Source organism: Arcticibacter tournemirensis (genome assembly GCF_006716645.1).
GTDB classification, from domain to species: Bacteria; Bacteroidota; Bacteroidia; order Sphingobacteriales; family Sphingobacteriaceae; genus Arcticibacter; species Arcticibacter tournemirensis.
In genome coordinates this window covers 3,632,247-3,658,713 of record NZ_VFPL01000001.1, presented here as the reverse complement: position 1 = coordinate 3,658,713, position 26,467 = coordinate 3,632,247, and the positions used below count along the sequence as shown (strand labels likewise).

Sequence of the window (26,467 nt, the reverse complement as noted above, 5' to 3'; positions counted from 1 at the left end):
TTCCGTTGCGTTTAATCGTTGGAATTGTCAATAGTCTTGCCTGGATAGAGCCCCAGACCACATTAGAGCATACTGGTTCAGAACCGTATGGAGCTAGCTTCGATGCAGACTGCCGCTCGCTCCGATGCTTCCCGGGTGTTTATCGAAGATGCACAAGAGACGACAAGAGGAGGTCGCTGAGTGCTCCCTTACCACTCCGAACCCTTTCAGAAGCGGGTGCGAAGCGGAGGTGAGATTCTCAAATGCAGTTTATGTATTTTGCAGATAAAAGCAATTTATCTAAGTTTGAACCTTAATGAAGAGATTTTTAAAGCAGATACATCGATACCTCTACATAGGCAGTGTGGTCTTCTTTTTTATCCTATATTATCCCTTCCTTTATTATTATTCGCGGAAACGTGAGCGCTTTACAGGGCTGAATAAAGTACGCCGGTCACTCGGCTTCGTAACTTCGGCCGCGGTCGGGTTTTTCTATCGCTTTTCGTTTGAGAAACCAATAGACTGGTCGGGGAAATTTATCATCTGCGCAAATCACTCTTCAATCCTTGATATAACGGCCATCACGCTGATGGTAAGGTCAAATTTTGCATTCCTCGGCAAGGAAGAGCTGCTGAATAACCCGGTAACAGGGCTGTTCTTTAAAACTGTAGATATTCCATTAAACCGTGAGAGTAAAATGTCGTCGTTCAGGGCATTTAAAAGAGCTGATGAGTATATCAGAAACGGAATGAGTCTGGTGATATTCCCCGAAGGGAAAATCCCTGATACGTATCCGCCGCAACTGAGTACGTTTAAGAATGGTCCCTTCAAATTGGCAATAGAGCATCAGATACCTATTATACCCGTTTCCATAACTAATGCGTGGGAAAAAATGTGGGATGATGGATCGGAATATGGAAGTAGACCGGGAATTTGCCATATTTGTGTACATTCTCAGATAGAAACAGCCGGATTAACGGTTGACGACGCTGACTTGCTGGGCCGGAAAGTACACGACATTATAAAGGGAAGATTAGAAAAGAATGAAACTTGATAAAGAAACAATAGCGAAAATCGCTCATCTCGCCAGACTTGAGGTAAACGAAAGTGAAGAAAAATCCTTGCTGCAGGACATGAACAATATCCTCAGTTTTATGGAGAAGCTCAATGAGCTGGATACTACCGGCGTAGAGCCTCTTATTTATCTTACCGATGAGGTTAATGTTTTTAGGGACGACAAGGTGAAGATGGATATTACAACAGAAGAAGCTTTACAAAACGCTCCGGTGCACGATGGGCAATACTTTAAGGTTGCTAAAGTGATTGATAAATCCTGAATTCAGCATTGTAACAAAAGTCAATCAGCCAAATCTAATCTATATGCAACAACAGCCCCTCATCTCGATTACTGACGTAGGCAGGAAGTATGTAATCGGTGCAGAAGTAATTCATGCTTTAAAATCAGTAACGTTACATATCGAAAAAGGCGAATTCGTAGCCCTGATGGGGCCCTCCGGCTCCGGAAAGTCTACACTAATGAATATATTAGGTTGCCTCGATACCCCTACAAAAGGTGAGTATGTGCTTAATGGCATCCGGGTGAGTGAAATGAGTGATAATGAACTCGCCGAAGTGAGAAATAAAGAGATTGGTTTCGTATTCCAAACCTTTAACCTTCTGCCACGGTCAACGTCGCTCGATAATGTGGCTCTTCCGCTTGTTTATGCCGGAATTCGCAGGAGTGAACGTGAAGAGCGTGCCAAAGTTGCTCTTGAAAACGTTGGTCTGGGAAATCGTGCTGAGCATAAGCCCAATGAGCTGTCGGGAGGGCAACGCCAGCGCGTAGCTGTGGCACGTGCACTTATAAATAACCCTTCCATTATTCTCGCGGATGAACCTACAGGTAATCTTGATACTAAAACATCGGTAGAAATTATGGCTCTGCTTGAGGAAATCCATTCAAAGGGAAATACAATTATTCTGGTGACCCACGAAGAAGATATCGCTCAGCATGCTCACCGCATAGTCAGAATGCGCGATGGCCTTATAGAAAACGATTATCCTAACGAACATATCAAACTAATCTCTCCCCGGTTAAATAAACTGCGTGATAGGGGGACTGATTTTGAAGGGATATAGTCCATGAGTTTCTGTATGCTTACAAAACCTATTAATGCCTGCCGGATATAGACGCTAGAAATTAACATTTATCTATTTTTCCACATTTATAAAAAAGGGGGCGAAAGTTCTTTTTTTTGCATCAAGCTCGTATGAAAATTTATACTAAAACCGGAGATAAGGGATATACCTCTTTAATTGGGGGAACAAGGGTGCCTAAATACAATTTACGTATAGAGTCGTACGGCACTATCGATGAGTTGAACTCTTATATTGGTCTCATTCGTGATCAGCAGATTTCAGATCTTCAGAAAGAGGTTTTGAAAGAAATTCAAGATAGATTATTTACCATTGGTTCAGCTCTTGCTGCCGACCCTGAAAAGTCAAGGATGAAGGTTCCTGATCTTTTATGGGAGGATGTAGCTTTGCTCGAATCGCAGATAGATAAGATGGAAGAAAGTCTGCCCGGCTTAAAACACTTTATACTGCCAGGAGGTCTTACCGTTGTATCGTTTTGCCATATCGCGCGATGTATTTGCCGTAGGGCCGAACGTGTTACTGTTAATTTGTCAGAGGAAAGTGCAGTTAATGAAATAATTTTAGTATATCTTAACCGTTTGAGCGACTATCTTTTTGTGTTGGCACGAAAACTGTGTGCAGACAACGAAATCGAAGAAACTAAGTGGGTTCCGAGATATTGACATCAGTAATTTTTATTTTAAAAGCTTATTATTTTTATTATACTTTTGCGAAAATTTAAAAATCATAAATTCTAAGAAATATGTATTGGACATTAGAATTAGCATCGCACCTGGAAGACGCTCCATGGCCTGCAACTAAAGATGAGTTGATAGATTATGCGATCCGGTCAGGAGCTCCTGTTGAGGTGATAGAAAACCTGCAGGCGCTTGAAGACGACGGTGAACCATATGAAAATATTGAAGAGATCTGGCCTGATTATCCCACGAAAGACGATTTCTTCTTTAACGAAGACGAATATTAAAAGCCCCGCCCTCTGGCAGGGCTTTTTTGCTTGTAGCTTAATCTTCCCGAAGAATTTTCATTTATTATAAACAATTAGTTCAATTTTATTATTCTTATGATATAAAATTAAATTAATAACGAACTAAAACATAACACTATGGGAAATCTACTTTATTTAATCGCAGTTATCCTGGTAATTATCTGGGCTGTGAGTTTCTTCGGAGGATATGCTACAGGCGGCATTATACATATTCTGTTAGTAATAGCGATTATTGCTATTTTACTGCGTGTTATACGCGGCGCAGCGTAAGCCTATAAAATACAAGCACAAAAAAATCAGGCTATAAACCTGATTTTTTTTGTGCTTGTATTTTTAGAAAAAGTGACGCCACTTCGAGATCTTCAGGATAGGTAACTTTTATATTTTTAAAGTCGCCGGATGTAATGTGGATCTTCCCGCCGGCTTTCTCAACAACAGAGGCATCATCGGTAAAATCTTTTGAGTAATTCTGCTCATACGCCCTTTTTAGTAAAGACGACTCAAACACCTGCGGCGTTTGTACAATTAGAATATCTTCCCTCGCAATTGCTGAAGTAGTTTCTTTGTTCTTTTTTCGCAGTGAATCCCTGCTTTCAATTACGGGAACTACAGCCTTGTGGATCAGAGCTTCGCTGAAGCAGCGCGTAATTAGTTCATTGTCAATTACAGGCCTTACCGCGTCATGAATAGCTATCGCAGATTCATCATGTATCATATCTAAAGCATTCTTTACCGAATAAAATCTTTCCGTACCTCCCTCTATTACCTTATGCGGAACTGAGAAATCATATTTCCGGCAAAGCTCATCCCAGAATGAATGAAAGTTATGATTTAATACCAAAAGGATCCGGGGCTTCAGGTCGGAATAATAGAATGCCTCAATCGTATGCATCAAAACCGGCTTTCCAAGAAGCGGGATGAATTGTTTAGGTATTTCTGAATTCATCCTGCTGCCCGAACCTCCGGCTACGATAATCGCATAAAACTTCATGAGGGTTTAAAGACGCGGCTTTATACTATATGATCAGCATAGCATCACCATAACTGTAAAATCTATACTTTTCTTTTACAGCTACTTCATACGCATTCATAACATTTTCATATCCGCCAAAAGCACAGATCATCATCAACAAAGTTGATTCCGGCGTGTGGAAATTAGTGATCATGGTATTAGCGATACTGAAATCATACGGAGGGAAAATAAACTTGCTTGTCCAGTCGTTTGCCGCTTTAAGGGTTTTATTTGCCGAAACCGCCGACTCGATAGCTCGCATGCTGGTAGTTCCAACAGCACAAACGCGTCGTTTGTTCTCAATAGCATTATTAACTAAATCAGCCGACTTCTGTTCTATAATGAACTGCTCTGAATCCATTTTGTGCTTGGTCAGGTCTTCTACTTCGACTGGACGGAAGGTACCAAGTCCCACATGTAGCGTAACCTCGGCAAATTCAACGCCTTTCAACTCAAGTCGTTTCATCAGCTCCCTGCTAAAATGCAGGCCGGCAGTAGGGGCTGCAACAGCTCCTTCGTGTTTAGCAAAGATGGTTTGATACCGCTCTTTGTCTTCGGCTGTAGCCTTCCGTTTGATATATTTTGGAAGGGGTGTTTCACCGAGAATTTCAATGTTTCTGCGAAACTCTTCATCTGTGCCATCAAAGAGAAAGCGGATAGTACGCCCACGCGAGGTTGTGTTATCAACCACTTCGGCGACCAGAAGATCATCATCACCAAAGTATAATTTATTTCCGACGCGGATCTTCCGTGCAGGGTCTACCAGTACATCCCACAAACGGAGTTCTTTATTGAGTTCTCTCAGGAGGAAAACTTCGATAGTTGCTCCTGTTTTCTCTTTGTTGCCATATAATCTGGCCGGAAAAACTTTTGTGTTGTTCAGGATCATTACATCCTTCTCTTCAAAATAGTCAAGAACATCTTTGAAAATCTTATGTTCTATAGCTCCCGTGTTTCGGTCAAGTACCATTAAACGTGCTTCATCGCGCTGATCAGAAGGACTATGAGCAATTAAAGAATCTGGTAAATTGAATTTGAACTGGGATAATTTCATATATATAAAAAATATTTTAGGGCGCAAAGTTAGTGAAAATTAATTCTAATACCTTAACTTACCCGAGTTTGTTTTTGTTGATCGCAATCATGGTAAAAAGTACCACTTGTGTAACATTCTTCGATTCCTGCAATCTTAAGAAAGTATGATATTCCTCAGGCTCTTAGGTGAAAGTTTTAGTTTTGCTTTTTCGTCGTTAAGGCAGAATAAGTTGCGTACATTTTTATCGTTAATTGGTATCACGATCGGTATCATGACGATAATTGGTGTTTTCTCGGCCGTTGATACCCTCCGTAATAACCTTCAAAGCAGTGTCGATAAGCTGGGCAGCAATACCATTTATATCCAAAAGTGGCCATGGCAGTTTGGTGGCGATTATGCATGGTGGAAGTATATGAACCGCCCAGTACCCACTCTCCGCGATTTTGCAAAAGTGAAAGAAAGGGCTACCAACGCCGAAGCTGTATCTTACTGGGTTTATGCAGGTAACCGCACTATTAAGTTTAAGAGTAACACAGTCGAAGGTGCACAGGTTTCTGCCGTCACCCACGAGTATTATAAAACATGGAACTTCGAATTGGAAGAAGGCCGTTACTTCTCTGAATCGGAGTCGAAGAATGGTAATGCCGTTGCTGTGATCGGTCACTCGATTGCCGAGGGCTTGTTTCCCAACCAGCTGGCCGCCGGAAAGGTCGTGAATGTTATGGGCCGTAAAGTAACGGTCATTGGTGTGTTTAAAGAAGAAGGTGAGGATATGTTGGGAACTTCGGCCGATAAGACGGTTCTCTTGCCGTTATACTTCGCACGGAACATCATCAATGTTCAGGATGCGAATTACAATCCCGAAATTTCTGTTAAGGGGAAACCCGGAGTTCCGGTTGATGAAATGGAAAGCGAACTGAGGGGAGTGATGCGTTCCGTCCGTCGGCTTAGCCCTACTCAGGACGATAATTTCGCTTTGAATAAATCGACAATACTCACAGCGGGGCTTGATGAAATGTTTAAGATCCTGAATACCGCAGGTGCGGCGATCGGTATCTTTTCAATCCTCGTGGGAGGCTTTGGTATAGCCAATATCATGTTCGTGTCTGTAAAAGAGAGGACCAATATCATTGGTATACAAAAGTCGCTTGGCGCTAAGAACTATTTTATTCTTCTCCAGTTCTTGATAGAAGCAGTTTTGTTATGCCTTATGGGCGGCTTGATTGGTCTGGGAATTGTTTATATGCTGGCCTTTATTCTCAAAATGGTGGCCGACCTGACCATCATTGTTGACGTTAGTAAGGTTATTCTGATGTTTATTCTCTCCACTTCAATAGGATTGATCTCTGGTATTATACCAGCCTTTATGGCCTCCCGCCTGGATCCGGTTGAGGCAATAAGGAGTAAGTAAGTTTTGAGATGTGAGATATGAGTTTTGAGGGGTTTAGACTATTCTTATAGAAAGAAACATCAGAGATCTCGTGTGGATGCTATTATAGTCTCAGATACTATTACCTCAAATCTCAAAACTCAAATCTACTCAAAACGCCTTATCCAGTTCCTTTAGCAGCCGTTCTTTGCTGATGGAGACCACGCCTACATGCTCACATACAAGTCCACCTGCGAGATTCGCTATAGCAGCTGTTTTAAACTCATCAAGGCCTGCAGCCAGACAAAGTGAAGCAGTTGCTATCACCGTATCTCCGGCGCCTGAAACGTCGGCAATCTTCCGGATATGCGCAGGGATGATTCTTTGTCCGTTTTCCGACATGATGAAAACACCAAGCTCGGAAAGTGTAACCATGATCATCCTGCTGTTCAATTGTTCACGCAGGTTTACAGCGGCTTTTTCAAGGTCGCCTGCTTTGGCGGTGTTGACGTCTACTTTAAGGCCCTCTCTTAACTCTTTCAGGTTTGGTTTAAAAAGGGTGACACCCTTATATGACAAGAAATTACGCTTTTTCGGATCTACAACAGTGATGATATTTCTTCGTTTCGCCTCGGATACCACACTGCTGATCAACTCTTCCGTAATGGCGCCTTTATCGTAGTCTTCGAAGATTATAGCATCAATCTTTTGTTTATTCATAATTTCCAGGACCTTCGATAGGAGTGTCTGAGTCTCCGGAACCATCAAGGCATCATCTGTTTCCGCGTCGATGCGAAGCATCTGCTGATTATGGCCAATAACGCGGGTTTTTACCGTTGTAGGTCTGCTGTCCAACCTGATAAGACCCTCGGACGACAGACCCTGTGCTTCCATTAGCTGTAAGAAGCTATCGCCCTCGCTATCTGTTCCTATAACAGAGCATATGAGAGGCGTCGCCCCCAGGGATTGAACATTCAGCGCTACGTTAGCGGCGCCACCTAACCTGTTTTCTTTCTTCTTAACCGAGATAACCGGAACAGGAGCCTCCGGGGAAATGCGCTCTACGCTTCCCCAGAGGTAAGAATCCATCATTACATCTCCGATTATCAGGATATTGAGTCCATCAAACCGGTTAAACAAGTCCTTCATTTAAGCTTAGCTAGTGCATTTTTAATTCGTAAAGCGGCTTCTCTCAGTTTATCTTCCGAAGCAGCGTATGAGATCCTTATGGATTTAGGATCACCAAATGCATCTCCGCTCACTACAGCGACATGTCCTGTGTTCAGAATATATAATGCAAGGTCGTCCGAATTTTGAATAACTTCACCATCCTCGGTTTGTTTGCCGAAGAAAGAGCTCACATCAGGGAAGAAATAGAAAGCACCGCCGGGAAGATTAACTTTCATTCCAGGGATTTCCTTCAAAAGGTCGAATACCAGATTACGACGTTCGAGGAAAACTTTTTGCATTTCATGTACACTGTCGAGACTGCCGTGATAGGCAGCAACACCAGCCCTTTGGGTAATGGAGCATGTTCCTGATGTTACCTGGCTCTGAAGTTTATCACATGCATTGGCAATTTCTTTGTTGCTGGCAGAAAAGCCAAGTCGCCATCCCGTCATTGCATACGCTTTTGAAAGCCCGTTTATAATAATAACGCGGTCTTTAATACTGTCAAACTCCGCAATAGATACATGTCTTCCGGTGAAGTTTATATGCTCATAGATCTCATCAGAGATAATATAAATATCAGGATACTTTTCAAATACCTTTACCAGAGCCGCAAGCTCGTCGTATGTATAAACAGTTCCCGTCGGGTTGTTAGGGGAGGAGAACATGAATAATTTGCTTTTTGGCGTTATTGCGGCTTCAAGTTCTTCAGGAGTGATTTTGAAATCACTTTCTATCGTTGAATCTATAAATACTGATTCGCCTTCTCCAAGTTTCACAAGTTCAGAATATGAAACCCAGTAAGGAGTAGGAATAATCACTTCATCTCCCGGGTTAACCAGGCAGAGAATAACATTGGTAAGGGCCTGTTTAGCACCCGTAGAAACAACGATCTGGTCAAAGGTATAGTCGAGGTTGTTTTCGCGCTTCAGTTTTTCAGCAATAGCCTTTCTTAAATCAGGATAGCCAGCTACAGGCGAATAGTAAGAATAGTTCTCGTCAATTGCCTTTTTCGCAGCATCTTTTACAAAATCAGGTGTGTAAAAATCTGTCTCTCCTAAACTAAGGCTGATTACATCAACGCCTTTAGCTGCTAATTCTCTACCGAGTTTTGCCATTTTAATGGTTGCAGACTCAGCCAGGTTGTTAATACGGTTTGATAAAATGCTCATAAACGCAAATATAACAAGAATTGAAAATTGAGGGCTAAAAATTGAAAATGAATCAGGGTAAGCCTGTTAAAACTTTGAAGCTGCCTTGCAGGAGCAAGAAAAGATTAATATTCCGGAAGGGGATATCCTTATTTCATTACCGAATAAAGACAGAACGGTAGGATGATACTTCTACCCTTATTCTGGAAAGCTTCGTAGTGAGTGCACTGTGCAGGCACTGTGCACTTATCCCGAACAATTCCCAAAGCGTATTACAATAAAGGTTATACAAGTCTATACGTTCTCTTGCAATTGTACAAATGAGTGTTACAAAAAAAAGCGACCGTAGTAGTCGCTTTTCTATTGTGGTAACCAATTGAGTTATCTAATTCTGATTTCCCGCAGGTTTCTCCGTGCTGGGACGGCCTTGTCCGCCTCTCATTCTTTTTTGCCTGTCTTCTATTACCTGCTGATATTGTTTCTTCTGATCGTCTGACAGGAGTGCAGTGATCTTTTTGTCGTGTTCCTGCTGCAATAACTGCATTTTAGACCACATGGCCTGGCGGTCTGTTCCTGCGTTTCTAGCTTCTGTACGCAGGCTGTCCATCGCCTTAACCTGTTCAAGTGCGATCGTGTGAATCTTAGCCTTTTGATCAGCCGTTAAGCTAAGTCTTTTTTCAAGCATTTCAACGTTGCGCGTCGCCCTTTCTTCGGGTGTAGTACGTTGTTGTCCGGGTTGCGCCAGGGCTAAAGATGCCGTTCCGCATAATAAGGCAATGAATAAAATAATCTTTTTCATTTGAGTATGAGTTTATTGTATTAGACCAACTTTTGTCGAATAGTTTAAAGGTAAGCTAATTTTTATCCTGCTGAAGTTGTGAAATTGATTTTTGCATCTGCGTTATCATGGAAGTAAGGTTTTCCATGGTCGGCTCAGGAGTAGGCTCAGGGAAGTTAGTGGAGATATAGGCCTTTCCTTTCCATATTTCCAGAATATCTTCAGCCTGTACTGTATAAGGATCGTATACGGAATTGTCGGAAATTAATTTTAGCGACTTATTCTCTTTAAAGCGGTTGCCCGCACGTTTATACACTATGCCATCCGTTTTAGTAATAAAGATGTAAGTTTCTCCAGGCTTTACATCGATCCAGTTTTCCAGGTATTCTCCGATAACGATGGTGCCAGGTTGCAGCGGAAGCATAGAGTCCCCTTTAATTTCGAAAGCACGGTAAGTTCCCTGTTTTAAAATTGGAAGGCTGAATTTGGGGAGCTCACTTATAAATTCAGGATCGGCGTAGCCATTGAGGTAACCGGCACTAGCCTTCACCGGAACAAGTTCAATGTTCTCCCGGTCCTGCGAATCAACAGAAATACTTAACACGCGAATGTTGGAAGCATCGGCTTTCGAACGCGGCTTCCACTTGTCATTTATCTTTTCATTGATTAAATCATCTATGCTTAGTTCGTAGAACTCTGCGAATTTTTTTAGCAAATCGTAACGCGGCTCCGCACGGTCCTCCTCGTAAGCTCCCACTAAAGATCTTTTAATATCCATTAAATCAGCAAATTGCTGTTGTGTCAGGCCTTTGTTTTTGCGAAGGTAGCGCAGGTTGTTGGAAATGTTACGCATTTTAAAATAAATTTGTATTTGCTAATATTGTTAGTATCTTTATGCCAATAAAATTAGTAAATATTTTCTATATATAAAGATTTTAGTTATGAAAAGATATGTTTATATAATTACCGACAGGAACCGCAGTTCTCTACACGTAGGAATGAGTGCAGATCTTCTCAAAACGATCAGTTTTTACAGGCAAATGCCCAGCCTGTTTTTTGACAGTCCGGGGCAGTTAAGCAGGCTGATCTATTTTGAGGAGCTAAGGACCGAAGATGCGGCTCTTCAGCGCTTCAATCTTATAAGTAAATTTACCCGTGCCCAGAAAGAAAAGTTAGTGAGAGACGTAAATCCTGACTGGTTAGACCTAAGTCTTGGCCTGGATTATGAAAAAATGATATTATCTGCAAGTCTGCCTGTGCGAATAAAAAAAGCGGCATAAGCCGCTTTTTTAACATTTTTTATTTCCGGGCTTACCAGCCTGGTGCAAAGGTCAGACCAAATACACCGCCATTAACATCCTTACGCGAAAATGGGATGGCAAAATAAGGCTCCAGCACAAAATATCCAAACATGTTTACGCGGAGGGACACGCCGGCGCTCATAGAAGGAGCACGGTTAACGATGTTAGTGGAAGATAAACCTCCTCCGATACCCGAAACACCTCCGATACCTCCAACATTTCCAATGCCTCCATTACCTGGATTCGCATTCTCATCAACATCTGTTGTCCAATGTATTTTGGAATTGCTGTTATAAGCTAATCCAATATCAAAGAATAAATTTAAGTCGCTAAAGAGGAATTTCGACGGAAAAGCAGCAAGCTTCTCGGGGCCTGTAAATGGCAGCCTTACTTCAAAGTTCCCTACGGCTATTTTCGACCCGCTCAATTGATCAATATAGGCAGAAGAATTTACAGACCCGCTTCTATAAAATGAATTGGCTTCATACCCCCTTATAAGGTAAGGGTAGCCGATAAACAAAGGATATAGTGCTTGTTGGTCTTTTCCAAAACGTGTATAACTATAAAGCCTTGCAGCTAAAGTGACAGGTTTAATTCTGGTATACTTTCTAAAGTCGGCTGTAAGAGCATTAAAATTATAATCACCGATATAGCTTTCTATACCTAGCCGGAATCTGAAACCACTTAGGGGAGAGGTTACACCAAAATAGGAGTTATCTCCAACAAATGCAGCGTTAAGCTGGTAAATGGTAAAGGCATTAAAGCTGGTTCCATAATATGCCTGAGCATCACCCTTCGACAGTTTATGTTTGTCGGAGTCAAAGGGATAGTAATCACTTCCCTGGTATGTTTTCGACCCATCGGGATTTTCAGTAACGTAGGCCTGGTAATAGTCGGCCCAGCGGTCAATCCTGTAGCTGTAATAGGAAGCCCCGGTTCCTGCCTCAAAACGGAAGATGCGGGAGAACGGATAAGCTGCAAATGCCTGGACCTGATCCTCAAATGTTCTGATGATGTCGTATCCGTTTACGTAGTTATAGCCGGTTCCACTTGGGTTATTGCCTTCTTGTATCTGGTTAACATAGTATCCTGACACATAGGGGATGTGCGACACCGCACCTCCATAATTAATGCGGCTTTGCTGGTTGACATAGGCTACTTGTCCGCCGAAATCATATATTTCACCATTCACTGCAAGTGTTGCGAAGATCTGGTTTCGCCCGAGGATATCACTAAAGATGCCCTGGATGCCACTTGATAAACCTGTTCCAAACCTTCCTACTGATGCGCCCACTCCGTTACTTGAAAGATAATCAAGCTTAAACTGCGGGCGATACTTTGCAGGGTTTATCTTGTCATCCGTAATCGTTTCGAAACGCTTAAAATTATTCAGGTTGGCATTAATAAGGTCTACTCCTGTTTGTTTAATAGGAGGGAGGGTTCCCGCATCAAAATTAACGGCGTCTGCAGCAACTGGTACTGGCTTGAAGTCACTGCCCTTCGCGTTAAAGATGGTGTACTTCTGATACCTGTAATACGAATACAGAACGTCGTCATTCCTCGAAACACTTAGGGCGGGTGAATATTCGGTAATACCGCTGATTCCGGTGAAATAGTCGGTAAGCTGTTCGATCTGTTTGCTCTCGAGTGTATAGCGATACAAATTGCGGAATCCATCGCGGTTGGATAGAAAATAAATTTGCCCTCCGGAAGAGGAGAACTGCGGATTCATATTGTTAGCCCCGTTAAATACAGGAATATCAGTAACTGTCTTCGTCGACAGGTCCATCACTGCAAGATTATAAGTAATGTCCACGCCTTTGGCTTTCTCAAAGGTCGTCCGGTCGCTGGTAAACACCAGGTAACGGCCGTCGGCAGAAAAGTTAGGCTGATAGTCGGAATACTTGTCGTTTGTAAGTTGAGTAACCTGTTTTGTACGCGTGTTGAAGAGATATAGGTCGCTGAAACCTTCCTTCAAGCCGGTAAGTGCGATATCTTCACCATTGGGCGACCATGCAAGATTGCTGAATTCCCTCACATCGCCTAATCCCTCTGTCATCAGCACCTTTCCATTGGAAACGTCCACAATGAGCAGCTTGTTTCTCCCTTCGCTGTATATGGTAAATGCGAATTTCTTGCTATCGGGCGACCAGGCTCCGGCCGATTCGATAAAGCTAAATTCATCAATGTGCGTATTGGTTGTCTTACTCGTGAGCTTTCGTATGATTTTACCCGTGACTGCATCGGCAAGGAAAAGATCTATGCTAAACAGCTCTTTTTCTGAGAGAAAAGCAACATATTTACCGTCGGGTGAAATGGCAGGGGCAACGTTCATATCGCCGCCGTTTTTACTGTCGATAAGCTTGCGGCCCACAGGAACCTGTGAAGTATCTTTCAGCAAGGGTTTGTATGTGTTCTCAATGCTTGTTCGCCATAAATTAGACAGCGTTCGTTCATCATAACCAAACGTGCGGCGTATCGCCATCTGATATCCAAACTTAGCAGTTGCTTTAAACAAAGGAACAATAATTGTATCCCCATAAGTCGACCCTATGTATGTCCAGAAAGCCTGTCCATAACGATAGGGGAAATAACGGTTGCTTTCGGTAAGGTCACGTAGTGTTGGAATATCTTTATTCAGATAAGCATCACGCATCCACATCGCTGTGAAAGCGTCAACTTTTCCTATGGAGAGGTATTCTGCCATTCCCTCCACCATCCAGAGCGGAAGATTGCCGATATTCTCGAGGTTGGTTGAATCACCCTCAATGAGTGAATGGTATTGAAAAGCGTGGACCAGCTCGTGTCCTAATACATGCCTGGTTTGCTGATTCAGTTGCATCATTGGCATTACTACCCGGTTCTTCATGCCCTCAGTAACACCGCCTGTACCCACACTGATATCGCCGTCAATGGCAGTTGTTTGCTGAAAGTCGGCGTGGTTATTATAAACGATTAATGGGTTTTTCTTTGAAAATGTATCCCTGAAAACCTGCTGATGCAGATCATACCAGAGCTCACTTTCCTGAAGCATACGCTTAACCAGGCTGTCGTTCTTTAAGTAATAGTACAATTCGAAGTGCGGACTTTGGTTTACCTTAAATTTAAGGTTTTTGTAACGTACCTTATTCTGCCCAAAATATTGTCCGAACGACGGGCTTGCCAACCCGCTCAGGAAAAAAACAAGTACAAAGCAGAATAATCTGTATGCTGTGTTTTTTCTTAATAAGTCAAAATATCTCATATGTGGTGGCTTAGAATATTCTAAAATACTTTATATTATTGTTAGTTAATACATACTTAGCTTTAAAAATGCTACAGATATACGTGAAAATGCGATAAACCCTGTTTTACTGCTGCATAACGAGGATTTATGTAGATAATATATAAAGTTATTAATTGTTTTGCTGTTCTTTCTTTTGTCGTCTGGCCTCCCGTCGTTCCTCCCTTTTTCTTTTACGCTCCTCTTTGGGGTCTTCTTCAATTTCAATTTCAGCCGGTTTCACAGCCGGTGCCATGGTAGTTGGCGGTGTTCTCTCTACAGGACGCTCTAACGCTGGTTCATCAACCCTGATAGTATCACCTATGGTCAGCGAATCGACCTGCAAACTGTCTGTCGCAATTGTATCCACCGGAGGAGGAGGGGTTGGACATTTGTAATCGCGCGTGATTTCCACCTCAGGACCGGGGAATGGTCCGTAAGTATAGCCTGTTGAAGCGTCGTGGTATACTTTTTCCATGAACTTACCAAAAATGGGTAATGCCGTATGGGCTCCTTCTCCTGTACCCGATGATCTGAAGTGAACACTTCTTTCGTCGCAGCCTACCCATACTCCCGTCACCAGGTCTTTCGTAATACCCATATACCAGCCATCCACATAATCAGACGAAGTTCCCGTTTTACCGCCAATTTGGTTGCCTTTCTTCCATAGATCCCATTCCCACAGCGAGCGCGAAGTGCCTCCAGGCTCTTCCATGCCGCCTCTGAACATATAGAGCATAAGCCAGGCAATCTCTTCGCTGATGCTTCGCTTTTTTTCGGCCTTAAACTCCTGTATCATATTGCCATCATGATCAGTTATGTGTTTTACAAGAATAGGCTCGGTTTGCGTTCCTTTATTCAGGAAGGTACCGTATGCCCTCACCATCTCGAATACTGACACATCATTTGATCCGAGGCTTACAGAAGGAACCGACTTTAATTCACTCTCAATTCCACATTCGTGAGCATATTTCACCACATTGTCCCATCCTACTTTTTCTGTAATCTGAGCAGTAATTGAGTTGACAGACTTACCCATCGCCCAGCGAAGGCTCATTTCCCGTCCGGAAAAGCTGTAATCCGAATTTTTAGGCTCCCAATATTTAGTAGAATCGTCTTCTACGTAAGGGATTTTTACAGGCTTATCTATAAATTTATCACAGGGACTCATTCCGCTTTCCAGTGCCGCGAGATAAGCAAATGGTTTGAAGGTCGAGCCGGCCTGACGCTTCGCCTGATTAACGTGATCGTATTTAAAATGGTTGAAATCAATTCCGCCGATCCAGACTTTAATATGTCCGTTAAAGGGATCCAATGTCATCATCCCGGTATTAAGGATCTTGGCATAGTATTTTATTGAATCTATGGTTGAATATTCAACAGTTTTGTCGCCGTTCCAACTAAAGATCTTCATCTTTTTGGGCTTGTTCAAATAATAATCGATGGAGTCCTGATTATTATTATATTTCTTCTTCAGCAAGTTATATACGGGAAGGCGTTGCGCTGCCTTTTGCGGAAAATCCTCAATTTCCTTTCCGTCCGAATTCCTCCAGGGATTTTCATTGCCCCATGCATTATTCAGCCTTTTCTGCAAGATTTTCATGTGATCTGCAACCGCCTCTTCTGCATATTTCTGTAACTTAGAATCGATTGTAGTATAGATCTTCAATCCCGATTCATACAAGTCATATCCATTTTCGTCACACCATTTATCAAGATAACGTGCTACTGCAGAACGAAGGTAAGAGTCGCCGCGGTCCTCTTCTGTAACATCACCGATATGGATTTCGATAGGGCGGCGGCTATATTTATTATATTCTTCGGGCGAAATATATTTGTATTTCTCCATCTGCGAAAGAACTACATTTCTCCTTTCGAGTGCTCTTTCCGGATTGTTTTGAGGATCGTATGTGGTGGTTGCCTTGAGCATTCCCACCAATAAGGCAGATTGTTCTACTTCCAGTTTATCCGTCTCCTTATTGAAATATTTTTTTGCGGCAGTCTTGATACCAAAGGTGTTATTCCCGAATGGGACGGTATTGAGATACATAAGGAGGATGTCTTCTTTTGAGTATTGTCCTTCCAGTTTCAGTGCAGTAAGCCATTCTTTCAGCTTATACACTATTGTTCTTACCCCTGGGATGTATTTTATAAGGCCCTGTTGTTTGTTATTTCGCGTTCTGTAAAGATTTTTTGCGAGTTGCTGAGTAATAGTACTCGCTCCCCTTTTATCGCCTGAGACAGTAGATAACGCGCTTGATAATAACGATCTGATATCAATTCCCGAGTGGCTGAAGAAGCGTGCGTCTTCTGTCGCGACGAGTGCATTCACGGTCGATTTGGTTATCTGGTTGAACTCTACCGGTGTGCGGTTTTCTTTATAGTAGCGGCCAATAAGCTTACCATCCGCTGTATAGAGCTCAGAGGCGATTCTCATATTGGGAGCTTTAATATCTCTGATGGTCGGCGAGTAGCCGAAAAGCCCCAGAAAATTTAACTCAAGTGCGCAAAAGAAAATTATAACGAAATATAGAAAAATGGCAGTATACCGAAGAGGCCTGTTTTTAATTTCTTTAAACATATTTTAAATAAAAACAATATCCATGCATTCCTTTGTTAGATCTAATGAACATTGTGAATAAACGAACAACAATAAGAAAAATTTTCTTCAGAACGAATTGTTTTTAGAGGCAGCAGTGCTAACCCAAAGCCCTCCATCTGTTTATGTTTCGCACGAACAGGAAACATTTAATGAGCAGAAAGGTTTAATGGGCAGATTGTCACCCGCTTGTGTATTGATCAAATATAGAGAATGGAATCTTTTATCAAGAAATTTAAAATTGAAGAGGGCAAGGACTTCTCACTTAAAAAACTCGATCCTTCATATACCGGCGAATACCGGAAGGACGGATCAAAAGAACTTCTTGCCTCTTATAAAGAGCAGCTTTCATCACTTCAGGACAAATTCTATGCAGAAAATTCCCATTCTCTGCTGGTGCTGTTTCAGGCTTTGGATGCGGCTGGTAAAGACAGTGCTATAAAACATGTGATGAGCGGCGTAAATCCGCAAGGCTGCCAGGTGTTTAGCTTTAAACAACCCAGTTCTGAAGATCTTGAACATGATTTCCTTCGGAGGCATTATAAAGCTTTACCCGAAAAGGGAAGGATTGGTATTCACAACCGTTCGCATTATGAAAATGTGCTTGTATGTAAAGTGCATCCGGAGCTTGTTTTAAAGGAGAATCTGCCTGGTCATACCAGCCTTAACAAAATAAATAAAAGCTTTTGGGATAGCCGATATAAAAGTATCAATCATTTCGAGAAGCATCTAAATGATAATGGAACCGTCGTTCTTAAGTTTTTTCTTCATCTGTCAAAGGAGAAGCAGAAAGAGCGTTTTCTTAAACGTATAGACGACAAAAAGAAAAACTGGAAGTTTTCGGCTGGTGATATAGCGGAGCGGGCTTACTGGAACGATTACATGAATGCTTATGAAGATGCTATTTTAAACACTTCCACCGAAAATGCACCATGGTTCGTCATTCCGGCAGATAATAAATGGTTTACGAGACTTGCAGTTATCAGTATAATTACCGAAACGCTTGATTCATTGTCACCTCAGTACCCGGTTTTGCCTGATTCGGCCTCCAGCCACCTTCAAGAGTATAAAAGCCTGTTAAATGCTGAGCGTTAAATCAGGTCTACAATAGATCGAACGGATCGGCATCTTTAAGAAAAGGCAACGCATTCCTTGTTTTGCTCACCTCTTCTTTTGATATGGAGAACGTGTAGAGGTCTTCATCATTGGGTTTATAGTAAACAGTCTTGCCATTCGGATCGATGCACATCGAATCACCAGAGTGATATATCTCATTGCCATCGTGGCCCACTCTGTTTACTCCGATAATAAAAGCCTGGTTTTCTATAGCTCGTGCAGCTATTAGCGTCCTCCAGTGCTGTGCCCTGCGTTCAGGCCAGTTAGCTACGATCAGCATAAGGTCATAACCGGACTCTTCATTCCTCAGCCATACAGGAAAGCGAAGATCGTAGCAAATTACCGGACAAATCTTCCAGCCGTTAAGCTCTGTAATTAGTTTTTCTTTTCCTGCCGTGTATACCAGATCCTCCTTTCCAGGCCTGAATAAGTGCCGCTTATCGTATTTTTCGTAAGTGCCGTCGGGCCGCATCCAGATCAGTCTGTTATAATATTTCCCTTCTTCCTTTATTGCAAGACTTCCAGTAACAACACATTCAAAGCGATTGGCCTGTTGTCTCATCCACTGCATTGATTTACCGCCCATTTCTTCTGCAAGAGAGGAGGCATTCATAGTAAACCCCGTATTAAACATCTCAGGCAAGATAATGAGATCCGTTTTTTCGCGAATGGAAGAGAGCCGAAGGGCGAGATTATTAAGGTTTTTTTCAATATTCTCCCAAAACAAATAAGCCTGGAAAGTAGTAACTTTTAAAATGCTCATTAATTGAGTTTTTTATGTCAGGTTATATTATTGTAATAACGCTTGTTTTCCTGTTTTTTGTTTTCGTAGGTTTAATTTATTTCTCCTTACTAAAATCAAGCGGCCTTCCGGGATATAAACTGCGTCCCTTTTTACGGATACAGGCGAATAAAGTTGCATTAAGAATGAAGTTTAGCAGAGCTTTTTTGTCGGCAATCAGTAAATTATTCCAAATGAATTTCTTCTTGTTGCTATAAAAGGCGATCTTGAGGTATATTCTCAATAATATGACGTTCAAAAGTGCTGAAAGCCGGCTTTTACTCATCCTAGCAACATTCTTTGTAAGCAATGCTCTTCTTTCTGAATTTATTGGAGTGAAGATTTTTACAGTAGAAGGTTCACTGGGTATAAATAAGCTTGATATTGACTTATTTGGCGTTCCCGGATTGTCTTTTAACATGTCGGCGGGCGTACTCACCTGGCCGCTTGTTTTTATTTCTACGGATATCATTAATGAGTATTTTGGACTGAAGCAAGTACGTTTTCTCTCGTTGCTGACGGCGATATTGATTGCCTACGCATTCCTGATTATCGCGTTTGCTCTTCAACTTGTTCCCGCCGATTTTTGGATTAACCAGGAAATTGATGGGAGTACGTTAAATATGAACCTCGCTTTTGCAGGGATTTTTGGTCAGGGCATGTGGATCATTGTTGGCTCTATTATTGCTTTTTTGTTTGGACAGCTTATCGATGTTCTGATATTTCATCGCATAAAGCGGATAACGGGCGAGAAATCTTTATGGCTTCGGGCAACTGGTTCTACTGTTGTTTCGCAATTCGTAGATAGCTTTGTCGTGATATTTATTGCATTTTATCTGAACCCCCAGTATCATTGGAGCTGGAAGATGGTAGCCGCTATCGGCCTGGTAAATTACAGCTATAAATTTGTTGTCGCCCTGCTAATGACACCGGTATTATACATCGTTCATTCAGTAGTCGACAGAGTCCTTGGTAAAGAAGTCTCGCATAAATTGAGAGCTGAAGCAATTTCCGCTTAGCGGGTTGCGAGCTCTACTTCAAACCAGGAGACTTGAATTTCTTTGTCTCCAGTTTCCGGTTCCTTACCTTGAGGACAAACGAAACTGTTGTACTCTTTTCGGGGGATACATCCACATACTGCTGGCAATTCAGGCAGTCGATTTCCGCTCTTAAGTTCTCAGGGTTTATGCTGGCTGTGAATTTGCCGGCAGGAAGATAAAAGCTAAACTCGCCGTCCTCATTCGTTTTCGTGTTATATGAGCGTCCCTCTTTGTCTGTTACCGTGATAACCACCCCGGCCTTACTGCGTGGTATCTCAAAACTGAGTTCTGAAAACGAAAGCGTAATCTGTCCTCTCAGCGCTCCTGTCTTTTGAAGTGCTATCTCTGTTCTGGTATCTTTGTTTAAGTAAATCCTGCTGTCGGCTGCGTACCAGCCCTTTAAATAAGGGGTCGAGATAGTATAGGTCTCTGCGGGAAGGTTTTTATAGTGAATATTCCCGTCTTTTCCGGTAAGAAACATGATCTGATTGATGAGCAGTGGCTGATTGACTGCAATCGAATCCCCTGCGTCATACGTATTATTCTGATTAACGTCCTTATATAGAAAGACATCCAGCACATTCGTCTTTAAAGCGATACCAGGAGTTGGCAGCTTTTGTACCAGACCTAATTGAAGGTTATTCGTTTGATAATGGTCATTGTTGTATGAAAGCCTGTTATAGGCCAGCCCTGCGAATAAACGGGTATGCTTCAAAACGTCATATTCTACTCTGCTGTTTGCTGCAAGACTGCTTCCTGAAATGTTACTTCTTATGTAGGAAGCAGAAGCTGTCACCATACACTTTTCATGAAACAGGTCCTTCTGGATTGACGGACCAATACTAAGCATCGTATAGTCGTTTTTATTCATAGAATAAGCGTTAACCAGCTCTCCAAAGTAGAAGGCTCCCTTTTGGAATGAAGAAAAAATTCCGAGCTCTTTGTACCTGTAATTTACATTAGTCTTAAGATGATATTTCATCCCGGGGCTGTACGATGAACGATAGATCCCTGATTCGGAATTCAAAGAAATATACTGATTCGATGAAATAACACAGTTGAGGGTGGTGTTAAGATTCCACGATTTTAGCGATGAAGCTGTATTTTCGTTGCCGACGAAGTACGAATTGCTTTTATCCTGTGCATAAGCCGGTGCGAAAGACAAGGTCACGCCCTGCGAAATCGGACCTGAAATCCCCATCTCCGTTTTCAGGTTTTCATACCTGGGACTAAAGGTGTTGTTTGAGGGATACTGCGGAGCAAATCGATTATAATTCAAGTTTCCCCACACTGAAAAGCTTCCCGACATCCAGTTTACGCGCTCGGAGAGGGATGTGGTGCCCTTGCGCATTCCGGGGTAAGATGGAAGACTTAAGAAGTTACTGCTGCTAAACTCAAACTTTTTGACTCTGCCGTTCACTAAGATGTCGCCCGCTGCACTGATCTTACTCCGTTCGTTTATCAGCGAATAATCGGAATACGCGCCATGAAGGGACGCCGACATTCTAAACTTGCCCCGTACCTGATAAATGGCCGTATTACTTGAAAGGATACTCTTTGAATAAGTATACGGACTGTTATCGTACATAAGAGAGCTGTTCAAACGAAACTTGTCCTTATTATGACTAAATGATAACCACCCTGCGTTTCCCGGAGCAAGTCTTCCCTTGTTTGATATCCCTATAAGGTTATAGTTCTTCTCGACATAGCCAGCTTCAATGGTGTTGGTGTGCAACGAATCGGAAATAAAGAAAGACGCTCCTCTGCCGTTCAGATTTATTTCAGCGCTTTTGTCTATATTACCTGCTTTTAGTCCTACTGTTGCCGTCTGATAGTTTATCCATGTATTGCGAAGTAAAGGAGTATTGCCCGAATTTCGCCATGTAGTAGCATTAAAACTATACATAAACTTTCCTCCTTCGGTCAAAGCGCTCCCATATGCTCCAAGGACATACGACTTATATGGGTTTAATGTGTTTTCTGCACTGAGTGATAGATAGTTCCCGTTAAACGAATCCTGATATTCACTTTCATTAAATCGTCTCACTACCCGCGGGCTCTGTATCTTTATGCCTGATACTCCGAACAGTTCACCGTTAGTATAGAACCCTTTAATAGAAGCGTCGAAACCTTCGGCCTGCAGCATCCTTCGAGTCACTCTTTTTCTGAAGTAAACTAACGTATCACTAAACGCTGCTATGTTAAATTGCCGTGTAGCATAAAATGCGTCTCCACCTGTGGTGTAAGGCAGTGAGCTTATCACGGTTACATTTTCGGCTGTATTCCCGTTATTGACAACCCTGACCGGTATGATCAGCGAATCAGAGTTGTTTTCGAGTTGGATGGCTGTACTCAATGCATAGAGCGAAACGCTCCTTTTGGTGTTCATCATGACGCTGCAATGTCCCTCGCTTAGAATTTGCCCGCTGCTTTGTTCTTTCAGAGAAAAACGGACGATATATTCTTTTCCTGCTCTGATTTTCGACGGGGCATATATTTTCACGGGAACAAATATGCTGTCGGTGGCTGGAATTGTCACCCGTATGCCCTGTCTGGTTATTAATGATAAGCCTTTTTCGGGGAGTAAGCAGTTAAGGGTACCGTCGATGGCATTTTTCCGCTGATTCTTTATTTTTAATATAAAGGAGATAACTTCATTTCCGGCTGTCTTTGTTATCGCATGATCAGGAATAATAATAACTTCGTCGCCTGGCTGTGCGAAGAGGCTGCACGTGCTTATCGGCAGTATGCAACTCAGAAAAAGTCTCCTTGCAATCTTTTTCATCAGGAGTAACCCATCACTGCGGAACTATTATAAACAATACGTTACTTGAGTAGGTACCCTCCGGCACCGACACAATCCTTGAATCTAAAGGGTCGGTAAAATACCTAAGATTGTACTGCACCACCTGGTAAGTCGAACTACTCATTGGATTAGAAATGAATACCTGCCCGGTTGGCGACAAATTATGAGTATAGCATGCAATATCGGCATATCCGGCAGGAGGGGTGACCTCAAGTTTAATAACTTCTGCAGGGAGAATATAGGAGGAAGAGCCCGAACTGTATCCTTCTGAAGATGTTTTCACAATCACCTGGTAGGGCGAGTATCCCGTGATCTTTAGTCCGTTTAGCTTGGTTAAAGAAATTCCGTTAACAATATCTGATGTTGTATTGAAAGCAAGGGAAACCTGATCTGCTGTATTTTGAAGCAGAAGAGTAAAGCTATAGTTCATTGTCGACTGGACCTGAAAGATTGCTCTCACTTGAGTTTCAGAAACTATCTGGTTGTTTTCATTATACAACGTAAAAAGAAGATAGGCGGAGTAAGCGCCGTTGGATGCTGTAAGTAAATGATTCCCGCCCTCTACAATCATATCAAACGTATGTGTCGTATAGGTTTTCTGGAATCCGGCCTGTGAATGATCAATCAGGGTAACGTCTGATGTGCTTAAGGCTACCGGATTTGTAGAAACGCCGATAGCAGAAGCCGACGGTCCGCCGCTGCTTACCCTGTTAAAACGAAGCATCACATGCTCCGGTTCGATTTGATAGCTTCCGTTGCTGAAACTGCCGAGAGCCCGCACTTTTAAACTCCATCCCTGGCATGTAGAATTCGAAGCTCCATATTGAACAGTAAGATATTCCTGCGCCGTCTTTCCTGCCATTAGTTCATTGAGAGTAGAGAACGAGACCTGGTTACCAGAGTAAGACCCTAAACTAATTCCGGAACAACTGTTATTGTAATTAATTACGAATGATATAAGGAAGTCCTTCGATGCAACTGTTTTATTTCTGTCGTCAACTACACTGAAGGTGATAGTGGTGCTATAGGTTCCCGGTTCAACAAGCAAGTGGTTTCCTCCCTGCAGGATCATATCAAACACATGTTCCGTATAGCTATTCAAGGGAGCGGGGGACCGATTGATGACAGTAACGTCGGAAGTACTCAGGGGAAGGGGATTGGAAGATACTCCCATCGCGGATGCTGATGGATTTCCGGTACTCACCCGGTTAAACCGCAGGGATACATATTCAACCGGAACGGAATGTTTGGCATTGGTGAAATCGCCCTTTGCTTTTACCTTTAACGTCCAGTTTGAATAGCTCTTGCCTGTACCGAAATTATACTGAAGGAAGATATAGTTATTGGCCGTACACGGGCTCATAATATCCGCGTATGTTTCCAGCGTACACGGTGCACCCAAGTATCCGGCGAGGCTTTGAGCGTCAGTTTTTGAAGCAAACAAAAGCATCTGGGCCACTGCCAGATATGCCAGGCATGGCTGACTGATCTTTGTGAAGAAGCGTTTTAAAGTTTTCAATAATCAAATTCAAGTTCTGCCACTTTCAGTTCATCGCGTTCGCCGTAGTTAATGATGGCAGTTGCATTATACCGTCCTCTCTTTAAGTCTCCCGGAAGTACTTTTCTTACTGTCCGCTTGTCGCCCGGAATAGAATAAAAATCGAGAGGTTCTAATTTTGTCTTATCGCCGGTTTTTTCATCGAGGAGTTCCCATTTTATCTTTCCTTCGATCCACGTTTTTCCCGTGTTATTGAACAAAAGATCAAGGCATCTCAAAGAGGGCGTCTTTGTTTTATTATCTGCGGCTACGGTTTTGTCAGCGAAATCAATTATTTCAATATCACGATTGTCTTGCTGTTCGAAAGAGTGATATAGTTTAACGCCCATCCTTACGGTGATGTTAATTGAAGCACCGTTTATATTAGAACCTGCACTCGACGGATTCAGTTGCGTAATATAGAGCATTGCCGTATGAACGGGAACAGATACATCGGCATCTGCCGGTACAGAAAGCATGATGTCCAGATTCTGTTGCTGGTTTGGAGGCAAAGAAAAATACGAGCCAGGCATCACCTGAATCCATTGAGAGCACGATTTAGCAATGGAGCCTGCCGGATAACTTATATTATTGCCCAGCGAATCATAATCCCAGTCGCCTATCGAAATGCCTATCTCAAGTTCCCTGGTTGTGGGATTGCCGACATTGATTTTCTGGGAACCCCGGCTGCCGGGCGGCAAACGGTAATACAACCTTCCTGGGCTTACTGTAATTCCCACCTGCGAATGGGCGGGAGATACAAACCATAAAGAAAAAAAGAGCAGTAAATAACTAGTCTTCCAGCTTGTGAGCATATAAACGCAATATAGCTTTTGCAACCTGTCCCAGGCTGCAAAAGCTTAAGCCAGATAAATTTAAAGAGGTAAGATCTCGTATGTTACAGTAGTACTGTAAGTACCGGCAGCCTTGCCAATATAAGCTCCGCCTTCGGTCTTATATTCCATATTGAAGGAGATTGGCATTGTACCTTTTGTACATTTAATGATCTGCTGATTTGCTGAACTTAATTTCTGAGAGAACGAGGAAAGTTCTGAAATAGCACCAGTACTCAATGTAGGCGTTACAGTAATGGTATTCGCCGGAATTAAGTCTGCTCCAAGAGAGAGGTTATCAGTTGCACTTTTTACGTTGACCTGAAATGATCCCGAGCTGATTACACGAATTTGGTTTATTACGTTCGTGGTGACACCATTTTCGTAATCAGATGTGGACGCGAAGTTCAGATCAATTTTGTTGTTGGTAATCGCTATGGCTCTTGCATCGGCCAGTTTAATATTTAATGTTGCGGTACCAGTAGACTGGGCAATTAACTTCCCTGAAAAAAGAACTGACAAGGTAAGAACGACTGCTGTGATTAATGTCTTTTTGTTCATTTTGATTATTAAGAAATAATTTTGCGCAAAAAGAACGAATCATACAGAGATAAAAAAGGTTTGTTTGGGTGTATCTTACTCCAAAATCGATGTAAAATACCGTGGTACTACGCGGTTAGGGCAAATGTGCGTAATTAATTAATCTCCACCTGTTTTTTATAAGTCTGTATCGCCTTTAAAAGGCAGGTAACAATCTCATTTTGTCCGTTCTCCGAAGTCATATATTCTTCTTCTTCGGGATTGCTAATGAAACCAATTTCTGTCAATACAGCGGGCATCCCAGCCTTGGCAAGCACAGCGAGACTTTGTTCTTTAACTCCCCGGTCTATCCGCCCGGTTGCTACATACTCATTTTGAATCATAGTAGCCAGCCTGATGCTTTGATCCCTGTACGCATTTTTAAGTAAAGAGAAAATAATAATACTTTCCGGGTCTTTAGGATCGTACCCTTCATAATTTTCCTCATAATCTTTCTCCAAAAGAATGGAAGCATTTTCAAGGATCGCGGTGTTCTGTTCCCCCAGTCGTCCAAAACCCGAAACAAAGGTTTCTACACCGCGTGTGGCGGTCCTGTTCCTCATACTAGCAGGCATAGAGTTGCAATGAATAGAAATAAACATGTCTGCTTTTAGCTTATTGGCAAGTCCGATGCGCTCATATAAAGGAATGAAAACGTCTTCTGTTCTGGTATATACAACTTTTATATCCGGAATATTTTCTGAGATTGCCTTGCCTAAACGGAGGGCCACCTGCAGTGCAACATCCTTTTCCCTGGCTATCAGTCCGCGTGTAGCGCCATCTTTTCCGCCATGTCCTGCATCAATAACTATGGTCTTTATACGATAGGGGGGGATTTCAGAGTTATTAGTGAATGAAACAAGGGCAAAAACAAGAAACATAGCTGTCAAACCACAAACTAATCTTTTCAATGGCATTATTTTCATTAATTTTGGACTGTAATATATCATTGCAAAAATAATATTCATCATCAATT

The 26,467-nt window shown here is 42.3% G+C and carries 24 protein-coding genes; 10 read left to right on the top strand and 14 right to left on the bottom strand.

Translation table 11 applies throughout. The features are described from left to right. Nucleotides 1-295 precede the first annotated feature (295 nt). The 6 genes from BDE36_RS15355 to BDE36_RS15330 all read left to right on the top strand — a co-directional run bounded on the left by BDE36_RS15355 (nucleotide 296) and on the right by BDE36_RS15330 (nucleotide 3,391). A complete protein-coding gene (locus BDE36_RS15355; protein ID WP_141815578.1) occupies nucleotides 296-1,033 on the top strand; it encodes a lysophospholipid acyltransferase family protein in 738 nt (245 codons plus the stop codon). Continuing rightward, nucleotides 1,023-1,316: an Asp-tRNA(Asn)/Glu-tRNA(Gln) amidotransferase subunit GatC gene (gatC, locus tag BDE36_RS15350; protein ID WP_128767683.1), complete on the top strand. Its 294-nt coding sequence runs from the start codon at nucleotides 1,023-1,025 to the stop codon at nucleotides 1,314-1,316. Before BDE36_RS15355 ends, gatC begins: the two co-directional genes overlap by 11 nt. A 43-nt stretch (nucleotides 1,317-1,359) precedes the next feature. Next, on the top strand, nucleotides 1,360-2,118 hold the full coding sequence (locus tag BDE36_RS15345) for an ABC transporter ATP-binding protein (protein WP_141815577.1): 759 nt from the start codon (nucleotides 1,360-1,362) through the stop codon (nucleotides 2,116-2,118). A 131-nt stretch (nucleotides 2,119-2,249) separates the two neighbouring features. After that, nucleotides 2,250-2,798 carry a cob(I)yrinic acid a,c-diamide adenosyltransferase gene (locus tag BDE36_RS15340; protein ID WP_141815576.1) on the top strand — a complete coding sequence of 183 codons (549 nt, stop codon included), beginning with the start codon at nucleotides 2,250-2,252 and terminating at the stop codon, nucleotides 2,796-2,798. A gap of 80 nt (nucleotides 2,799-2,878) precedes the next feature. Further along, the gene (locus BDE36_RS15335; RefSeq protein ID WP_002996718.1) at nucleotides 2,879-3,100 is read left to right on the top strand and encodes a DUF2795 domain-containing protein; all 222 of its coding nucleotides are present in this window, start codon (nucleotides 2,879-2,881) and stop codon (nucleotides 3,098-3,100) included. A gap of 138 nt (nucleotides 3,101-3,238) precedes the next feature. Further along, on the top strand, nucleotides 3,239-3,391 hold the full coding sequence (locus BDE36_RS15330; RefSeq protein ID WP_128767680.1) for a lmo0937 family membrane protein: 153 nt from the start codon (nucleotides 3,239-3,241) through the stop codon (nucleotides 3,389-3,391). Between the two features lie 31 nt (nucleotides 3,392-3,422). On the opposite strand, the gene BDE36_RS15325 is transcribed toward BDE36_RS15330, so the two are convergent. Further along, on the bottom strand, nucleotides 3,423-4,112 hold the full coding sequence (locus tag BDE36_RS15325; protein WP_141815575.1) for a 2-C-methyl-D-erythritol 4-phosphate cytidylyltransferase: 690 nt from the start codon (nucleotides 4,110-4,112) through the stop codon (nucleotides 3,423-3,425). A gap of 25 nt (nucleotides 4,113-4,137) precedes the next feature. Next, nucleotides 4,138-5,187 (bottom strand): tRNA preQ1(34) S-adenosylmethionine ribosyltransferase-isomerase QueA, encoded by a 1,050-nt coding sequence (queA, locus tag BDE36_RS15320; RefSeq protein ID WP_128767678.1) that lies wholly within the window; start codon nucleotides 5,185-5,187, stop codon nucleotides 4,138-4,140. A gap of 145 nt (nucleotides 5,188-5,332) precedes the next feature. On the opposite strand from queA, the gene BDE36_RS15315 reads away from it, so the two are divergent. Beyond that, nucleotides 5,333-6,580: an ABC transporter permease gene (locus BDE36_RS15315; protein ID WP_128767677.1), complete on the top strand. Its 1,248-nt coding sequence runs from the start codon at nucleotides 5,333-5,335 to the stop codon at nucleotides 6,578-6,580. Nucleotides 6,581-6,709: 129 nt separating this feature from the next. On the opposite strand, the gene BDE36_RS15310 is transcribed toward BDE36_RS15315, so the two are convergent. From BDE36_RS15310 to BDE36_RS15295, 4 genes are all read right to left on the bottom strand, one after another. After that, nucleotides 6,710-7,687, bottom strand: coding sequence for a bifunctional heptose 7-phosphate kinase/heptose 1-phosphate adenyltransferase (locus tag BDE36_RS15310; protein ID WP_141815574.1), 978 nt, complete (start codon nucleotides 7,685-7,687; stop codon nucleotides 6,710-6,712). Next, entirely contained in the window at nucleotides 7,684-8,880 is a 1,197-nt protein-coding gene (locus BDE36_RS15305) for a pyridoxal phosphate-dependent aminotransferase (RefSeq protein WP_202618138.1), read from the bottom strand. Before BDE36_RS15305 ends, BDE36_RS15310 begins: the two co-directional genes overlap by 4 nt. Before the next feature lie 364 nt (nucleotides 8,881-9,244). Continuing rightward, nucleotides 9,245-9,658 (bottom strand): hypothetical protein, encoded by a 414-nt coding sequence (locus BDE36_RS15300; RefSeq protein WP_128767675.1) that lies wholly within the window; start codon nucleotides 9,656-9,658, stop codon nucleotides 9,245-9,247. Nucleotides 9,659-9,713: 55 nt separating this feature from the next. Then, the gene (locus tag BDE36_RS15295; RefSeq protein WP_141815573.1) at nucleotides 9,714-10,490 is read right to left on the bottom strand and encodes an XRE family transcriptional regulator; all 777 of its coding nucleotides are present in this window, start codon (nucleotides 10,488-10,490) and stop codon (nucleotides 9,714-9,716) included. A gap of 88 nt (nucleotides 10,491-10,578) precedes the next feature. Here BDE36_RS15295 and BDE36_RS15290 point away from each other — a divergent pair, with 88 nt between their 5' ends. Beyond that, nucleotides 10,579-10,917, top strand: coding sequence for a GIY-YIG nuclease family protein (locus BDE36_RS15290; RefSeq protein ID WP_141815572.1), 339 nt, complete (start codon nucleotides 10,579-10,581; stop codon nucleotides 10,915-10,917). Nucleotides 10,918-10,948: 31 nt separating this feature from the next. On the opposite strand, the gene BDE36_RS15285 is transcribed toward BDE36_RS15290, so the two are convergent. Both BDE36_RS15285 and BDE36_RS15280 read right to left on the bottom strand, forming a co-directional pair. Continuing rightward, nucleotides 10,949-14,182, bottom strand: a complete 3,234-nt coding sequence (locus BDE36_RS15285; RefSeq protein WP_141815571.1) for a TolB family protein — start codon at nucleotides 14,180-14,182, stop codon at nucleotides 10,949-10,951. A gap of 151 nt (nucleotides 14,183-14,333) precedes the next feature. Further along, nucleotides 14,334-16,781, bottom strand: a complete 2,448-nt coding sequence (locus BDE36_RS15280) for a transglycosylase domain-containing protein (protein ID WP_141815570.1) — start codon at nucleotides 16,779-16,781, stop codon at nucleotides 14,334-14,336. A gap of 231 nt (nucleotides 16,782-17,012) precedes the next feature. On the opposite strand from BDE36_RS15280, the gene BDE36_RS15275 reads away from it, so the two are divergent. Continuing rightward, nucleotides 17,013-17,894, top strand: coding sequence for a polyphosphate kinase 2 family protein (locus BDE36_RS15275; RefSeq protein ID WP_141815569.1), 882 nt, complete (start codon nucleotides 17,013-17,015; stop codon nucleotides 17,892-17,894). A gap of 7 nt (nucleotides 17,895-17,901) precedes the next feature. On the opposite strand, the gene BDE36_RS15270 is transcribed toward BDE36_RS15275, so the two are convergent. Continuing rightward, nucleotides 17,902-18,678 (bottom strand): amidohydrolase, encoded by a 777-nt coding sequence (locus BDE36_RS15270; RefSeq protein ID WP_141815568.1) that lies wholly within the window; start codon nucleotides 18,676-18,678, stop codon nucleotides 17,902-17,904. Nucleotides 18,679-18,944: 266 nt separating this feature from the next. Between BDE36_RS15270 and BDE36_RS15265 the strand changes: the two genes are divergently transcribed. Then, complete coding sequence (locus BDE36_RS15265) at nucleotides 18,945-19,715, top strand: queuosine precursor transporter (RefSeq protein WP_141815567.1); 771 nt, start codon at nucleotides 18,945-18,947, stop codon at nucleotides 19,713-19,715. 13 nt (nucleotides 19,716-19,728) lie between these two features. Here the strand turns inward: BDE36_RS15265 and BDE36_RS15260 are convergent, their stop codons facing one another. The 5 genes from BDE36_RS15260 to BDE36_RS15240 form a co-directional block, all read right to left on the bottom strand. Further along, nucleotides 19,729-22,521, bottom strand: coding sequence for a carboxypeptidase-like regulatory domain-containing protein (locus BDE36_RS15260; RefSeq protein WP_141815566.1), 2,793 nt, complete (start codon nucleotides 22,519-22,521; stop codon nucleotides 19,729-19,731). Nucleotides 22,522-22,534: 13 nt separating this feature from the next. Beyond that, on the bottom strand, nucleotides 22,535-24,061 hold the full coding sequence (locus BDE36_RS15255; protein ID WP_141815565.1) for a hypothetical protein: 1,527 nt from the start codon (nucleotides 24,059-24,061) through the stop codon (nucleotides 22,535-22,537). Further along, entirely contained in the window at nucleotides 24,058-24,894 is an 837-nt protein-coding gene (locus tag BDE36_RS15250; protein WP_141815564.1) for a fimbrial biogenesis chaperone, read from the bottom strand. Before BDE36_RS15250 ends, BDE36_RS15255 begins: the two co-directional genes overlap by 4 nt. A 60-nt stretch (nucleotides 24,895-24,954) precedes the next feature. Next, nucleotides 24,955-25,473, bottom strand: coding sequence for a hypothetical protein (locus BDE36_RS15245; protein ID WP_141815563.1), 519 nt, complete (start codon nucleotides 25,471-25,473; stop codon nucleotides 24,955-24,957). Between the two features lie 134 nt (nucleotides 25,474-25,607). Further along, nucleotides 25,608-26,408: an N-acetylmuramoyl-L-alanine amidase family protein gene (locus BDE36_RS15240; RefSeq protein WP_394366861.1), complete on the bottom strand. Its 801-nt coding sequence runs from the start codon at nucleotides 26,406-26,408 to the stop codon at nucleotides 25,608-25,610. Nucleotides 26,409-26,467 lie beyond the last annotated feature (59 nt).